Origin of the sequence: Pseudoxanthomonas fibrivorans (assembly GCF_041464125.1) — a bacterium.
GTDB lineage: Bacteria > Pseudomonadota > Gammaproteobacteria > Xanthomonadales > Xanthomonadaceae > Pseudoxanthomonas.
Window position 1 is genome coordinate 532,737 of sequence record NZ_JBGNUG010000002.1, and the last position, 14,391, is coordinate 547,127.

A 14,391-nucleotide genomic window follows, 5' to 3' on the forward strand; every position below is an offset into this window, starting at 1 on the left:
CGCGGACCGGGCGCTGGAATAGTCTTTCCGCATGAACCCAGGCCATTCCGCCCAGGCAGTCGAAAGCGCGCCGCCGCCCGCCGGCGAGCCCGTGCCCGACTACGTCCTCGAGCTGGAGCGCGCCGCCGCCTACCTGCCGCGCGAGCAGCTGCCGCTGCTGCGCGAGGCCTGGCGCGTGGGCGCGGCCGCCCATGCCGGCCAGACCCGCAAGTCGGGCGAGCCCTACATCACCCACCCGGTCGCGGTGGCGGGCGTGCTGGCCGAGCTGGGGCTGGACGTGGAGACGCTGATCGCGGCGATCCTGCACGACACCATCGAGGACACGCCGTTGCGGCGCGAGGACATCGCCTCGCAGTTCGGCAGCGACGTCGCCGACCTGGTCGAGGGCGTGACCAAGCTGGACAAGCTCAAGTTCCGCGACCGCAAGGAGGCGGCCGCCGAGAGCTTCCGCAAGATGCTGCTGGCGATGTCGCGCGACCTGCGCGTGATCATGATCAAGCTGGCCGACCGCCTGCACAACATGCGCACGCTCGGCGCGCAGGGCAGCGAGGCGCGCGTGCGCATCGCCCGCGAGACGCTGGAGATCTACGCGCCGATCGCGCAGCGGCTGGGCATGAGCCTGGTCAAGTCCGAACTTCAGAACCTGGGGTTCCGCGCGCTGCATCCGTGGCGACACGCGATCATCGACAAGCACATCCGCAGCCAGCCGGTGGTGCGGCGCGAGTCGATGGCCCAGGTCGAGGTCCAGCTGTCGCAGGGCCTGGCCCGCGAAGGGCTCGAGCACCGCCTGGTCAGCCGGATCAAGACCCCGTGGAGCATCTACAACAAGATGCAGGCCGAGGGCAAAAGCTTCGACCAGGTGATGGACGTGTTCGGTTTCCGCGTGGTCGTGCGCGGGGTGCCGGACTGCTACCGCTCGCTCGGCGCGGTGCACGCGCAGTACAAGCCGCTGGACGGGCGCTTCCGCGACTTCATCGCCATCCCCAAGGCCAACGGCTACCAGTCGCTGCACACCGTGCTGTTCGGCCCCTACGGGTCGCCGATCGAGGTCCAGATCCGCACCGAGGAAATGGACCTGATCGCCGAGCGCGGCATCGCCGCGCACTGGACCTACAAGCACGGCGGCGACACGCCCAACAGCGCGCAGAGCCGGGCGCATGCCTGGATCGTGGAACTGATCGAATCGCAGCGCGCGGCGGGCTCCTCGCTGGAGTTCCTCGAGAACGTCAAGGTCGACCTGTTCCCGGACGAGGTCTACCTGTTCACGCCCAAGGGCCGGATCCTGGCCCTTCCGCGCAACTCCACCGCGCTGGACTTCGCCTATGCGGTGCACACCGACGTCGGCAACCGGGCGGTGGCCGCGCGGGTGGACCGCAAGCTGGTGCCGCTGCGGACCAAGCTGGTGAGCGGCCAGACCGTGGAGATCATCACCGCCAAGTCGGCCGCGCCCAAGCCGCAGTGGCTGGAATTCGTGGTCACCAGCAAGGCGCGCACCGCCATCCGCCACCAGCTCAAGCAGCTCGAGCACGAGGACGCGGTGCAGCTGGGCCACCGCATGCTCGACCGCGCGCTGGAGGCGATGGGCAGCTCGCTGGAGCGTCTGCCCTCCAAGCGGCTGGAGTCGTTCCTGGTCGAGCACCGGTTCCCGCGGCTGGAGGCGTTCCTGGCCGAGGTCGCGCTGGGCAACTGGATGCCCAGCCAGGCCGCGCAGGCGCTGATGGCCTATGCCGAACTGCGCGGCGGCGGCCATTCCAAGCATTCGCAGGAAAAGATCCTGATCAACGGCACCGAAGGCGGCGTGGTCAGCTTCGCCAACTGCTGCCAGCCGATCCCGGGCGACGAGATCATGGGCTACCACACCGCCGGCAAGGGCGTGGTCGTGCATCGCATGGATTGCCCGAACCTGGCCGAGTTCCGCAAGTCGCCCGAGCGCTGGGTGCCGATCGACTGGGATCCGAACGTCACCGGCGACTACGACACCTCGCTGATCGTGGACGTGGAGAACCACACCGGCGTGCTGGCCCAGCTGGCGGCGGCCGTGGCCCAGAGCCAGTCGAACATCGAGCGGGTGGACTACCTGGACCGCGACATGAACGCGGCACAGCTGCGGTTCGCCATCCAGGTGCGCGACCGCAACCACCTGGCCGAGGTGATCCGCCGGCTGCGCCGGCTCAGCGTCGTGCAGGGCGTCCGCCGGCAGTAGCGCGGCGTGCCGGTTTTTCCCGGGACGCGTGGGCGGACCGGCTAGAATCCGCGTATCCCACCGAGCCAGGAACCGGCATGTCCCAGATCATCCAGACCGACCGCGCACCGGCCGCCATCGGCCCCTACTCGCAGGCCGTGCGCAGCGGCTCGACCGTGTACTTCTCCGGGCAGATCCCGCTGGTGCCGGCGACCGGCGAGGTGGTCGCCGGCGACATCGACGCGCAGGCGCGCCAGGTGTTCGACAACCTCCGCGCGGTTGCCGAGGCGGCGGGCGGCTCGCTCGACCGGATCGTGCGGCTCGGCCTGTACCTGACCGACCTGTCCCAGTTCGCGGCGGTCAACGCGGTGATGCAGGAATACTTCAGCGCCCCGTTCCCGGCCCGCTCGACCATCGGCGTGTCCGCCCTGCCCAAGGGCGTGGCGTTCGAGGCCGATGCGGTCATGGTCCTCGACTGAGGCGGCACCGCTGGGCGGTCCGGATCCCGTTGCGGCGCGCACGCGCATGAAGGCCGTGCGCGCCACCGCACCGGCGTTCGCCGGCGGCGAGACCCCGGTGTCGGCGCTGCGCGGGGTCGGGGCGGCGGTCGCCGGGAAACTGGCGGCGCGCGGGCTGGGCACCGTCCAGGACCTGTGGCTGCACCTGCCGCTGCGCTACGAGGACCGCACCCGGCTCACGCCGATCCGCGCGCTGCAGTCCGGCGTGCCGGCCCAGGTCGACGCGACCGTGGAGGCGGTCGAGCGCGGTTTCCGCTACCGGCCGGTGCTGCGCGTGGCGGTGGCCGACGGTTCGCACGCCACGCTGGTGCTCCGGTTCTTCCACTTCCGCGCCGCGCAGGCGGCGCAGTTCCGCCCGGGCGTGCGGCTGCGCTGCTTCGGCACGCCGCGGCCGGGGCAGCACGGGCTGGAGATCGTGCATCCCAGCTACCGGGTCCTCGCCGATGGCGAGGACCCGGGGCTCGGCGAGGCGCTCGACCCGGTCTATCCCGCCGTGGACGGGGTAGGGCCGGCGACGTTGCGCCGGCTGATCGGGCTGGCGCTGGACCTGTTGCCCGACGGTCCGGTGCTGGAACTGCTGCCGGCATCGCTGCCCGCGCTCGCCGGCCTGCCGGGCCTGCGCGAATCGCTGCTCACCCTGCATCGCCCGCCGCGCGAGGCCGACCTCGCGGCGCTCGCCGCCGGCACCCATCCGGCACAGCGTCGCCTGGCGCTGGAAGAGCTGCTGGCCCACCACCTGAGCCTGCGCCGCCGCCGGCTGGCGCAGCAGCAACTCCATGCGCGCGCGCTCGATGGTCCGGGCGCGCTGGCGGCGCGGCTGCTGGCGACGCTGCCGTTCGCGCTGACCGGCGCGCAGCGGCGCGTGTTCGAGCAGGTGCGCGCCGACCTGTCGCAGCCGCGGCCGATGCAGCGCCTGGTGCAGGGCGACGTCGGGTCCGGCAAGACGGTGGTGGCGGCGCTGGCGGCCACCCTGGCGGTCGAGCGCGGATGCCAGGTCGCGCTGGCCGCGCCCACCGAACTGCTCGCCGAACAGCACCTGGCCAACCTGCGCGCCTGGCTGCAGCCGCTGGGCGTGCGCGTGGCCTGGCTGGCCGGCAAGGTCACCGGAAAGGCACGCGCGCAGGCACTGGCCGAGGTGGCTTCCGGGCAGGCCCAGGTGGTGGTCGGGACCCATGCGCTGATGCAGGAGGGCGTGGCCTTCCACGACCTGGCGCTGGTCGTGGTCGACGAACAGCACCGCTTCGGCGTGCAGCAGCGCCTGGCGTTGCGCGACAAGGGGCCGGCGCATGGCCAGGTGCCGCACCAGCTGGTCATGACCGCCACGCCGATCCCGCGCACGCTGGCGATGACCGCCTATGCCGACCTGGATGTTTCGGCGATCGACGAGCTGCCGCCGGGCCGAACGCCGGTGCAGACGGTGGCGGTAAGCGCGGAGCGGCGGTCGGAACTGGTCGAGCGGATCCGCGCGGCGTGCGCGGAGGGCCGGCAGGCCTACTGGGTCTGCACCCTGATCGAAGAGCCCGACGAGGACGGCACGCCGGGGCAGGGCATGAAACTGCAGGCGCAGGCGGCCGAGCGCACGTTCGAGGTGCTCTCGCAGCAGTTGCCCGGCGTGCGCGTGGCGCTGGTCCATGGACGGTTGAAGGCGGCCGAGAAGCTGGCGGTCATGCGCGGGTTCAAGGACGGGGCGATCGACCTGCTGGTCGCCACCACGGTGATCGAGGTCGGGGTCGACGTGCCCAACGCGTCGCTGATGATCGTCGAGAACGCCGAGCGGCTGGGCCTGGCGCAGCTGCACCAGCTGCGCGGGCGCGTCGGCCGGGGCGTCGCGGCATCGACCTGCGTGCTGCTCTACCAGCCACCGCTGTCGGCGCTGGCGCGCCAGCGCCTGGACGTGCTGCGGCAGACCGGTGACGGCTTCCTGATCGCCGAGAAGGACCTGGAACTGCGGGGGCCGGGCGAACTGCTGGGCACGCGGCAGACCGGGCTGGCGGCCTTCCGGGTCGCCGACCTTGCCCGCGACGCGGGCCTGCTGCCCCAGGTGCGCGTGCTTGCCGACGACCTGCTGGAACGTGACGACGGCGTGGCCGATCGCCTGGTCGCACGCTGGATCGGCAGCGCCTCGCGCTACGCCGGCGCCTGAGGGGCACCACGCGAGGCGGTCGAGCCGTGCCTGCCGGCGGTTTGCTCTCCCCGAGGGGAATGGCGACACTGGCCGGCCGTACCCGATCGCCGGACCCGTGCGCATGACTGAGAAGATCCCGCTGCTGATCGACACCGATCCGGGCGTCGACGACGCGCTGGCGCTGCTGATGGCGTTCGCTTCCGATGCCCACGAGGTGGTCGGGCTGACCATCGCCGCCGGCAATGTCGGCCTGGCGCACACCGTCCGCAATGCGCTGAAGCTGCGCGAGGTGGTCGAGCGTCCGGACGTGCCGGTCTTCCCCGGCTGCGGGGGGCCGCTGGTGCACGTGCCGCGCGAGGACGCGGCGCACGTGCATGGACGCGATGGTTTCGGCGATATCGGCTACCCGGACCCGCCCGGCCGCGCGGCCGACGAGCACGCGGCCCTGGCCATCCTGCGGCTGTCGCACGAGCATGCCGGCCGCCTGCTGCTGGTCGCGCTGGGTCCGCTGACCAACCTGGCGCTGGCCCTGCGGCTGGATCCCACCCTGCCGCAGCGGGTGGCCCGGCTGGTGGTGATGGGCGGTGCGGTGACCGCGCACGGCAACATCACCCCGGTCGCGGAATTCAACGTCGGATTCGATCCGGAGTCGGCCCATGTGGTCCTGTCCGGATTCCCCAGGTACGACCTCGCCGACTGGGAGGCGACCATCGCCCACGGCTTCCACCACCGCCGCGCGGAAGCGTGGCTGGCCGCGGACGCTCCGCGCGCCCGCTTCTACGAAGCCATCTCCCGGCAGACCCGGCTGTGGTCGGAAGACCGCCGTGGCGAGCTGTGGCACTCGGCCGACGCCCTGGCCATGGCCTGGGCGCTGGAGCCGGACGGCGCGCTGGAGCACGTCGAGCGGCCGCTGGCGGTCGAGACGGAGGGCCGCCTGGCCCGGGGCCTCACCGCGGTGGACTGGAACCGGCAGACCGGCGCGCCGGACAACGCCCGGATCCTGCTGCGGTACGACCAGCCCCGCTTCGAGGCCCGGGTCGAGGCCGCGCTGGCCGCCGGATGACCCGCCCGGTCCCCGGTCTTGCGCCGGGCACCGCCGCCCGGCTAGAATGCCGGGCTCTGTTCCGCCAACTGTCCACGGTATACGCCATGAAGACCGGCATCCACCCCGATTACCGCGAAGTCGTCTTCCATGACGTCACGTCCGATTTCAAGATCCTGACCCGCTCGACGCTCGCCGGCGGCGCCAAGGAAACCGTGAAGTGGGAAGACGGCAATGAATACCCGCTGGTGAAGATCGAAATCTCCTCGGCCTCGCACCCGTTCTACACGGGCAAGCACAAGGTCATGGATACCAGCGGCCGCATCGACAAGTTCCAGCGCCGCTACGCGCGCTGAGCCACGTCGCCGCGCCGCCCCCCGGGCGGCACGGGTACCGATGACGCCGGACGGCCGCGCTTGCGCGGCCGTTCTGCTGTGCGCGATGCCGCGGCATTCCGCCCGCCGCGCCACCTGCGACTTCCGTCCAAGGGATTCTGGACGGTGGGGTATGCGATAATCCCGAGGCTTCGCGGCCGTGGCCGCGGACTCCCTCGCAACCGCTCCGAGCGCCTCACCCGCGCGAGGCGCGACGCCTACCCCACAGAGGAGCGCACACCGTGTCCAATCTCGACCAGGTCACGTTGAATGCCGGCGACAAGTCGGTAGCCCTGCCGGTGCTGAAGCCGACGCTGGGCAACGACTGCATCGACATTTCCAAGCTGACCAGGGAAACCGGTCTTTTCACCTACGACTCCGGTTTCACCGCCACGGCCAGCTGCAAGTCGGCCATCACCTACATCGACGGCGACAACGGCGTGCTGCTGTACCGCGGCTACCCGATCGAGCAGCTCGCCAAGCACTCGAGCTTCCTGGAAGTGGCCTACCTGCTGATGAACGGCGAACTGCCGACGCAGGGCGAGTTCCAGAAGTTCGAACACGAGGTCACGCATCACACGATGATGCACGAGTCCCTGAAGAACTTCCTGCAGGGCTTCAACTACGACGCGCACCCGATGGCCATGCTGGCCGGCACGGTCGCCTCGCTGTCGGCGTTCTACCACGACACCCTGGACCTCAACGATCCGGAGCAGCGCCGCCAGGCCGCGATCCGCCTGATCGCCAAGGTGCCGACCCTGGCCGCCGCCGCGTACCGCTATTCGATCGGCTGGCCCTCGCGCTACCCGCGCAACAACCTCGATTACGTCAGCCGCTTCCTGCACATGATGTTCGAGGTGCCCAGCGAGCCGCTGGAGATGAACCCGGTCGTGGCCAAGGCGCTGGACCTGCTGTTCATCCTGCACGCCGACCACGAGCAGAACGCCTCGACCTCGACCGTCCGCCTGGTCGGTTCGACCGGCGCCAACCCGTACGCGTGCATTGCCGCCGGCATCACCGCGCTGTGGGGCCCGGCCCACGGCGGCGCCAACGAGGCGGTGCTGAAGATGCTCGAGGAGATCGGCACCCCCGACAAGGTCGAGAGCGCCATCGCCAAGGCCAAGGACAAGGAGTCCGGCTTCCGCCTGATGGGCTTCGGCCACCGCGTCTACAAGAACTTCGACCCGCGCGCCAAGATCATCCGCGAGATGACCCACAAGGTGCTCGGCGAGCTGGGCGTCAACGACCCGCTGCTGGAAGTGGCGATGAAGCTGGAAGAGGCGGCGCTGAAGGACGAGTACTTCATCCAGCGCAAGCTGTACCCGAACGTCGATTTCTATAGCGGCATCATCTACAAGGCGCTGAAGATCCCGACCGAGATGTTCACCGTCATGTTCGCCATCGGCCGCACCGCCGGCTGGGTGGCGCACTGGCTGGAGCAGCAGGTCGACCCGGAAGCCAAGATCGGCCGTCCGCGCCAGATCTACACCGGCCACGACGTGCGCGACTACAAGGGCGTCGACCAGCGCTGACCGCGGTGGCGGGCCCCGATCGAAACGCCCCGCTGACGCGGGGCGTTTCTTTTCTGCGGCCCTGGCATCGGCACGCCGGTGGGGAGCGGTGCATGACCGGATCCGCGTCAGCTACCGCCCTCGTACCCGGCGATCTCTTCCTCCGCCAGCAGGCGCTGCAACTGGGCGAGCGAGGCGCGCGGCATCGGCCGCTCGTCCACCGCCGACAGGGGCGCCTGGCGCAGGGCATGCAGCGGCAGGACGGTGACGTCGAAGGCGAGGTCCTCGGCGCTGAACACCCATACCGGCAGGTCCGCCCGGCGCTCCCGGTCCAGGCGCAACTGGCGCACCCGCGACTCGGCGGGGATGCCGTGTTCGTCGAAGAACCGCGCCACCGCGTCGGCGTCGTCGGTATAGGCGTGCAGCAGGACCGGGGAGGACGCATCGGCCGTGCCGTCGAGCACCGGCCCGACCAGCCGCGGTTCGAACGGGCCCAGGAATTCCAGCGCCCGGGCCGCGGCCTCGCGCCGTTGCCTCAGGGCGCGGGCCTGGCTGTCGCCGAGGAAGATGCGCTGGTACTCGCGCAGGGCGTCCTCGATCTCGCGGTTGCGCGGCAGCGAAGCGTCGTCGTGGATGCCCAGCCGCGCGGCGGCCTTGAGTTTGGCCTGGTGGAAGTCGCGGATGCCGCCCTCCGCCATCAAGCGGGCCGCCTCGTGGGCCAGGCGATGGCGCCGTTCGCGGGTGCGGGTCTCGGCATGCTGGCGGGCGCGATGCATGGCGACATTCCCGGACGAGGCCTGGCCCGACTGTAGCGCATCGGCGTGACGGGGCGGTCACGCCGTGCGCAGCCCCTGCGACGCCCGGCCTCAGAAGATGTCGAACGCTTCCTCGTCGCTCTGCTCGGGGCCCAGGAAGTCCAGGTTGTTGTGCATCCGCTCCAGGTCCTCGACCTTGACGAACTCGGCCAGCCCGCCGCCCTCGGTGGACATCCGCCCCGAGCCGTCGACGTAGACCTTGACCATGCCCGCCGGCGGCTCGTTGGCGGCGATCGGCTTGTCCTTCAGCGCCACCCGCATGTAGTCGATCCAGATGGGCAACGCGGCCTTGCCGCCGTACTCGCGGTAGCCGAGCGAGCGGAAATCGTCGCGACCGACCCACACCGTGGTGACGTATGGCCCGCCGAAACCCGAGAACCACGCGTCGCGGTGGTCGTTGGTCGAACCGGTCTTGCCACCGACATCCTCGCGCTCGAGGACCTTGGCCGCGGTGCCGGTGCCGCGCTGGACGACGTCGCGCATCATCGAGACCAGCTGGTAGGCGGTGCGTTCGTCGATCGCGCGCGGGGCGACCTTCGCGTCGGGCGGCAGGGTGGGGGGAGCCGGCGCCGGAGCCGGCGCGGCCGCGGATCCGGCGGGCGCTGGAGCGGAAGGGGCGGGCGCGGGCGCGCCGAAGTTGAACCCGTCCACGACCTGCGGCTGGGCCGCGGAGGCGGCACCTGCCACCGCGCCGCACCCGCGGCAGGCGAACGCCGGCGCCTCCTTGAACAGCACCTGGCCGCTGCGATCGCGCACTTCGTCGATGAACCAGGGTTCCACGCGCGAGCCGCCATTGGCGAACACGGCGTAGCCGCGGGCGACCGAGAGCGGCGTCAGCGAAGCGGTGCCCAGCGACATCGACAGGTTCGGCGGCAGCTCCGCCTCGTCGAATCCGAACTGGGCGATGTAGGTGCGGGCGAAATTGACCCCGATCGCGTCCAGCAGGCGGACCGAGACCAGGTTGCGCGACTGCACCAGCGCTTCGCGCAGGCGCATCGGGCCCTTGAAGCCGCCGCCGTCGTTCTGCGGCGACCAGGTGTTGCCGCGGCGGTCGCGGAACACCACCGGCGCATCGAGGACGATGGAGGCCGGGTTGAAGCCCTTCTCGAACGCCGCCGCGTAGACGAACGGCTTAAAGCTGGAGCCGGGCTGGCGCCGGGCCTGGGTGGCACGGTTGAACTTGTTGCCGGCAAAGCTGTAACCGCCCACCAGCGCACGCAGGGCACCGCTGTCGGCATCCAGCGAGACCAGCGCCGACTGGCCGCGCGGCACCTGGTCGAGCAGGTACTCGCCGTCCTTCTCGCCGCGGCGGACCCGGACCACGTCACCGCGCTTGAGGAGGGTGGCCGGGCTCTTGCCGGTCCAGCGCGAGGCGGCGGCCGGCAGGGTGACGCTGCTGGCGTCGGCGAGGACCACGCGGGCGCTGCCGTCGGCGGCGGTACCGGCGACCACGGCCGGCAGCAGCGCGCCCTGGGCCGGGGTGCCGGACAGGGCCTTCGCCAGGGCCGCGTCGTCGTCGCCCCCGGCCACCTCGGCCTGGCGCTCCACGCCATGCCAGCCGTGCCGGTGGTCGTAGAGGTGCAGGCCGTCGCGCAGGGCCTGGTCGGCCGCCGTCTGCAGTTCGGACTGGATGGTGGTGGTGACGTGGTAGCCGCGGGTGACCGCCTCCGGCCCGTAGCGGGCGATCATCTCCTGGCGGACCATCTCCGCGACGTAGGGCGCCGACACTTCCACGGGGGGTTCGTGCGGCGTGGCGTGCATCGGCACCGCCTTGGCCGCGGCGGCCTCCGCGGCGCTGACGAAGTCCAGCTCGGCCATCCGGTCCAGGATGTAGTCGCGGCGGATGCGGGCCCGCTCCGGATTGCTGATGGGGTTGCCGCTGGAGGGGAACTTGGGGATGCCGGCCAGCGAAGCCATCTCGTCCAGCGAAAGCTCGCCCAGCTTCTTGCCGTAGTAGTACTCGGCGGCCGCTGCCACGCCATAGGCGCGGTTGCCGAAGAAGCTCTTGTTGAGATAGAGCGCCAGGATCTCGTCCTTGCTCAACGCCCGCTCCATCTTCATCGCCAGCAGCATCTCGGCGAGCTTGCGCTGGTAGCTGTATTCGGAGCTGAGGAAGAACTGGCGCGCGACCTGCTGGGTGATGGTCGAGCCGCCCGGGACGCGCTTGTCGTCGGTGGTGGCCAGCAGCCAGACTGCACGGGCCACGCCCTTGTAGTCGACGCCACCATGCTCGTAGAAGCGGGCGTCCTCGATCGCGATGAAGGCCTGGCGCAGGCGCTCGGGCACCTCCCCGATGGCGACCGGGTAACGCCGGTTCTCGCCGAACACGGCCATGAGCCGGCCGTCGGACGTGTAGACGTAGAGCGGTTCCTGCATCTCGACCTGACGCAGGGACTCCACCTCCGGCAGCCGCGCCGACACCACCACGTAGAGGGTTCCCAGGCCGATGGCGGCGAGCAGGGCCAGGCCTGCGGAGGCGATCAGCGCCCAGCGCAGCAGGCGGCGGAGACGGGGCATCGAGTGACGTCCGATTGCAGATTTCGCGGCCGCAGAGTATAGATGAGGCAAGGGCATCCACAGGGGGGATGTCCGGGGGACAGCAAGGGGGCATCGGCCGAGACCACCCGTGACAGGCATCCCAGCCTGCATAAGGGGGTGTTGCCAAGCCTGAAAAAACCGTTATCTAATGCGCGGGCACAGGTAGTTCAGCCAAGTGCCCGTCGGCAGGGGAGAAACCGTGGGGCTCATCCCGAAAAGTCAGTCGCCGCTCATTGGCGTCGACATCAGTTCGACTGCGGTAAAGCTGCTGCAGCTTTCGCGCAGCGGCAACCGTTACCGCGTGGAGCATTACGCGGTCGAGCCGTTGCCACCCAATGCGGTGGTCGAGAAGAACATCGTCGAGGTCGAGGCGGTCGGCGAGGCCATCCGCCGCGCCGTCAACCGCTCGGGGACCAAGGCCAAGGGTGCCGCGGCCGCGGTCGCGGGTTCGGCTGTGATCACCAAGATCATCCCGATGCCGGCCGAGCTCGACGAGAGCGAACTGGAAGCCCAGGTCGAGCTCGAGGCGGTCAACTACATCCCGTACCCGATCGAGGAAGTGAACCTCGATTTCGAGGTGCTCGGGCCGATGCCCAGCAACCCGGAGATGGTCCAGGTGCTGCTGGCCGCGTCGCGCTCGGAGAACGTCGAGCTGCGCGAATCGGCGCTGGAGCTGGGGGGGCTGACCGCCAAGGTGATGGACGTGGAGGCCTTCGCGGTCGAGAACGCCTTCGCCCTGATCGCCGACGAGCTGCCCGTGGGCCGCGACGGCGTCGTCGCCCTGGTGGACATCGGCGCGACGATGACCACCTTGAACGTCCTGCGCGGCGGCCGCAGCCTCTACAGCCGCGAGCAGGTCTTCGGCGGCAAGCAGCTGACCGACGAGGTCATGCGCCGCTACGGCCTGACCTACGAGGAAGCTGGCCAGGCCAAGCGCCAGGGCGGCCTGCCCGAGACCTACGAGGTCGAGGTGCTCGAACCCTTCAAGGAAGCGACCGTCCAGCAGATCAGCCGCCTGCTCCAGTTCTTCTACGCGGGCAGCGAGTTCAACCGCGTCGACCAGGTCGTGCTGGCGGGCGGTTGCGCCTCGATCCTCGGCCTGCCGGAAATGGTGGAGGAGCAACTGGGCGTCCCGACCCAGGTGGCCAACCCGCTGGCGCAGATGACCCTGGGCCCGCGCGTGCAGGCGCACGCCCTCGCCCAGGATGCGCCGGCGCTGATGATCGCCACCGGCCTGGCCCTGAGGAGCTTCGACTGATGGCCAGAATCAATCTTCTGCCCTGGCGCGCCGAGCGCCGCAAGCAGCGCCAGCGCGAGTTCCAGGGCATGCTCGGCATGGCCGCCCTGGCGGGCGTGCTGCTCTCGTTCCTGATCTGGTTCTACTACGACCGTCAGATCGCCGGCCAGCAGGACCGCAATGCGTTCCTGAAGGAAGAGATCGCCAAGGTCGAGAAGCAGAACGAGGAGATCAAGGAACTCGATGCCAAGAAGGACCGCCTGCTGGCGCGCAAGAAGGTCATCGAGGAGCTCCAGGCCAACCGTTCGCAGATGGTGCACCTGTTCGATTCGCTGGTCCGCACCATTCCCGATGGCGTGACGCTGAACTCGATCAAGCAGGAAGGCGAAGTCCTGACCCTGCGTGGCAGTGCCCAGTCCAATGCGCGCGTCAGTACCTACATGCGCAACCTCGAGGTCTCGGGCTGGATGACCAAGCCGGACCTGTCGATCATCGAGGTCAAGAAGGAAGAGCGGAAGGCGTCGGTCACCAGCGCCAGCCGGACGCTGCCCTACACCTTCAGCCTGAAGGTGCAGCTGGCCAACCCCAACGCGACCACCGCCGAAGGCGAAGTGCCCGCCACGATCGAGCCGACGGCCGACGTCGCCTCGGGCGACGCCGCCGCGGCCGTCGAAGCCGCGCCTGCCGCAGCCCCGGCCGCCGAGGCCGCGCCCGCGGCAGCCCCGGCCGCGCCTGCGCCCGCCACCGCGCCGGCCAGCCCGCCGGCCGACACCACCACCCAGCCGCAGCAACCGGCCGCGCAGACCGAGGGGAGGCCGGCGTCATGAGCCAGAAGAAGAAGGTCAAGATCAGCGATCTGGACTTCAACAACATCGGCGGCTGGCCGCAGCAGGCCAAGATCGGCTTCTGCATCGTCATGGTGCTGCTGATCCTGCTCGTCGCCTACTTCCTGCTGATCCGCGGCAAGGTCGAGGAGCTTGACGGCCTCGAGCGCCAGGAAAGCGGCCTGCGCGCGGACTTCGAGCGCGAGCAGGGCAAGGCGGCCAACCTCGAGCCCCTGCGCCAGCAGCTCGCGCAGATGGAACAGGTGCTGCAGCAGATGCTGCGCCAGCTCCCGAGCAAGACCGAGATGCCGGACCTGATCATCGACATCTCGCAGACCGCGCTGTCCAGCGGCCTGGCCAACGAGCTGTTCCAGCCGGGCCCGGAGACGCCGAAGGAGTTCTACGCCGAGAAGCCGATCTCCCTGCGCATGGTCGGCAACTACCACCAGTTCGGGGCCTTCGTCAGCGGCGTGGCATCGTTGCCGCGCGTGGTCATCCTGACCATGCACGACATCCAGCTCCAGCCCCGCGACGGGAAGGGGATCAGCCGCGGCGGCGCGCTGGAACTGTCCGGCACGGTGAAGACCTACCGTTACCTGGATGACATGGAAATCGCCGAGCAGGAGCAGGCCGCTGCCGGCCAGAAGGGCGGATCCAAGAAGAAGGGGGGCGGCGCATGAGCATGGCAATCGACCGCTCCGCCGGGCTGCGCTGGCTGGGGGCCGCGCTCCTGGTGCTCAGCCTCGGGGCCTGCGGCCGCAGCGTGACCAGCACGCCGGGCGAGGCGCCGAACCTGAAGAAGTGGGTGGCGGACGTGCGCGCGCGCCCGGCGCCGCCGCTGGACCCGCTGCCGGTGATGCAGCAGTTCGAAACCTTCGAGTACGCCGCGCAGGACATGCGCGATCCGTTCAGCGACGCCTGGAGCAATCCGGACGGTGGTTCGGGCCTGCGGCCCGATCCGAACCGGCGCAAGGAACCGCTGGAGCAGTACCCGCTGGACAGCCTGGACATGATCGGCACGATCGGCACCGGTCCGGGCCTGGTCGCGCTGGTGATGGCGCCTGACCGGGTCACCCACCGTATCCGCCCGGGTGCATACCTGGGGCAGAGCGACGGCCGGGTCACCTCGGTGCACGAAGACAAGATCGAACTGGTTGAACTGGTGCCGGATGGCGCAGGCGGCTGGCTGGAACGTCCGGCCTCCATCGCGCTCGAAGATCAATGA

12 protein-coding genes are annotated in these 14,391 nt (G+C 70.2%); 10 read left to right on the forward strand and 2 right to left on the reverse strand.

Annotated features, from left to right (window positions below; all coding sequences use genetic code 11):
• The first annotated feature begins 31 nt into the window (after positions 1–31).
• The 6 genes from ACA089_RS15875 (at position 32) to ACA089_RS15900 (ending at position 7,773) form a co-directional block, all read left to right on the forward strand.
• A complete protein-coding gene (locus ACA089_RS15875; RefSeq protein WP_372018741.1) occupies positions 32–2,203 on the forward strand; it encodes a RelA/SpoT family protein in 2,172 nt (723 codons plus the stop codon).
• Between the two features lie 77 nt (positions 2,204–2,280).
• Positions 2,281–2,661 carry a RidA family protein gene (locus ACA089_RS15880; protein ID WP_372018743.1) on the forward strand — a complete coding sequence of 127 codons (381 nt, stop codon included), beginning with the start codon at positions 2,281–2,283 and terminating at the stop codon, positions 2,659–2,661.
• A 46-nt stretch (positions 2,662–2,707) separates the two neighbouring features.
• The gene (gene recG / locus ACA089_RS15885; RefSeq protein ID WP_372018745.1) at positions 2,708–4,843 is read left to right on the forward strand and encodes an ATP-dependent DNA helicase RecG; all 2,136 of its coding nucleotides are present in this window, start codon (positions 2,708–2,710) and stop codon (positions 4,841–4,843) included.
• 103 nt (positions 4,844–4,946) lie between these two features.
• Positions 4,947–5,888: a nucleoside hydrolase gene (locus ACA089_RS15890; RefSeq protein WP_372018748.1), complete on the forward strand. Its 942-nt coding sequence runs from the start codon at positions 4,947–4,949 to the stop codon at positions 5,886–5,888.
• Positions 5,889–5,974: 86 nt separating this feature from the next.
• Positions 5,975–6,223 (forward strand): type B 50S ribosomal protein L31, encoded by a 249-nt coding sequence (locus ACA089_RS15895; protein WP_372018751.1) that lies wholly within the window; start codon positions 5,975–5,977, stop codon positions 6,221–6,223.
• A gap of 260 nt (positions 6,224–6,483) precedes the next feature.
• A complete protein-coding gene (locus tag ACA089_RS15900; protein ID WP_372018753.1) occupies positions 6,484–7,773 on the forward strand; it encodes a citrate synthase in 1,290 nt (429 codons plus the stop codon).
• Between the two features lie 107 nt (positions 7,774–7,880).
• Here ACA089_RS15900 and ACA089_RS15905 read toward each other — a convergent pair whose 3' ends face one another.
• Together ACA089_RS15905 and ACA089_RS15910 are read right to left on the reverse strand one after the other, a co-directional pair.
• Positions 7,881–8,528, reverse strand: a complete 648-nt coding sequence (locus ACA089_RS15905) for a hypothetical protein (RefSeq protein WP_372018756.1) — start codon at positions 8,526–8,528, stop codon at positions 7,881–7,883.
• 90 nt (positions 8,529–8,618) lie between these two features.
• Positions 8,619–11,084 carry a penicillin-binding protein 1A gene (locus ACA089_RS15910; protein ID WP_372018759.1) on the reverse strand — a complete coding sequence of 822 codons (2,466 nt, stop codon included), beginning with the start codon at positions 11,082–11,084 and terminating at the stop codon, positions 8,619–8,621.
• A gap of 220 nt (positions 11,085–11,304) precedes the next feature.
• Between ACA089_RS15910 and ACA089_RS15915 the strand changes: the two genes are divergently transcribed.
• The 4 genes from ACA089_RS15915 to ACA089_RS15930 are packed head-to-tail and all read left to right on the forward strand — an operon-like array spanning position 11,305 to position 14,391.
• Positions 11,305–12,363, forward strand: a complete 1,059-nt coding sequence (locus ACA089_RS15915) for a pilus assembly protein PilM (protein ID WP_372018762.1) — start codon at positions 11,305–11,307, stop codon at positions 12,361–12,363.
• Complete coding sequence (locus ACA089_RS15920) at positions 12,363–13,169, forward strand: PilN domain-containing protein (protein ID WP_372018765.1); 807 nt, start codon at positions 12,363–12,365, stop codon at positions 13,167–13,169. The genes ACA089_RS15915 and ACA089_RS15920 overlap by 1 nt, the downstream gene beginning before the upstream one ends.
• Positions 13,166–13,846, forward strand: coding sequence for a type IV pilus inner membrane component PilO (locus ACA089_RS15925; protein WP_372018767.1), 681 nt, complete (start codon positions 13,166–13,168; stop codon positions 13,844–13,846). Before ACA089_RS15920 ends, ACA089_RS15925 begins: the two co-directional genes overlap by 4 nt.
• Before the next feature lie 2 nt (positions 13,847–13,848).
• The gene (locus ACA089_RS15930) at positions 13,849–14,391 is read left to right on the forward strand and encodes a pilus assembly protein PilP (protein WP_372018991.1); all 543 of its coding nucleotides are present in this window, start codon (positions 13,849–13,851) and stop codon (positions 14,389–14,391) included.

What these genes read in the sequence shown, in the direction of transcription:
- ACA089_RS15875 (WP_372018741.1), top strand. Translation starts at nt 32, where the DNA reads ATGAACCCAGGCCATTCCGCCCAGGCAGTCGAAAGCGCGCCGCCGCCC.
- ACA089_RS15880 (WP_372018743.1), top strand. Translation starts at nt 2,281, where the DNA reads ATGTCCCAGATCATCCAGACCGACCGCGCACCGGCCGCCATCGGCCCC.
- recG (WP_372018745.1), top strand. Translation starts at nt 2,708, where the DNA reads ATGAAGGCCGTGCGCGCCACCGCACCGGCGTTCGCCGGCGGCGAGACC.
- ACA089_RS15890 (WP_372018748.1), top strand. Translation starts at nt 4,947, where the DNA reads ATGACTGAGAAGATCCCGCTGCTGATCGACACCGATCCGGGCGTCGAC.
- ACA089_RS15895 (WP_372018751.1), top strand. Translation starts at nt 5,975, where the DNA reads ATGAAGACCGGCATCCACCCCGATTACCGCGAAGTCGTCTTCCATGAC.
- ACA089_RS15905 (WP_372018756.1), bottom strand. Translation starts at nt 8,528, where the DNA reads ATGCATCGCGCCCGCCAGCATGCCGAGACCCGCACCCGCGAACGGCGC.
- ACA089_RS15910 (WP_372018759.1), bottom strand. Translation starts at nt 11,084, where the DNA reads ATGCCCCGTCTCCGCCGCCTGCTGCGCTGGGCGCTGATCGCCTCCGCA.
- ACA089_RS15920 (WP_372018765.1), top strand. Translation starts at nt 12,363, where the DNA reads ATGGCCAGAATCAATCTTCTGCCCTGGCGCGCCGAGCGCCGCAAGCAG.
- ACA089_RS15925 (WP_372018767.1), top strand. Translation starts at nt 13,166, where the DNA reads ATGAGCCAGAAGAAGAAGGTCAAGATCAGCGATCTGGACTTCAACAAC.
- ACA089_RS15930 (WP_372018991.1), top strand. Translation starts at nt 13,849, where the DNA reads ATGGCAATCGACCGCTCCGCCGGGCTGCGCTGGCTGGGGGCCGCGCTC.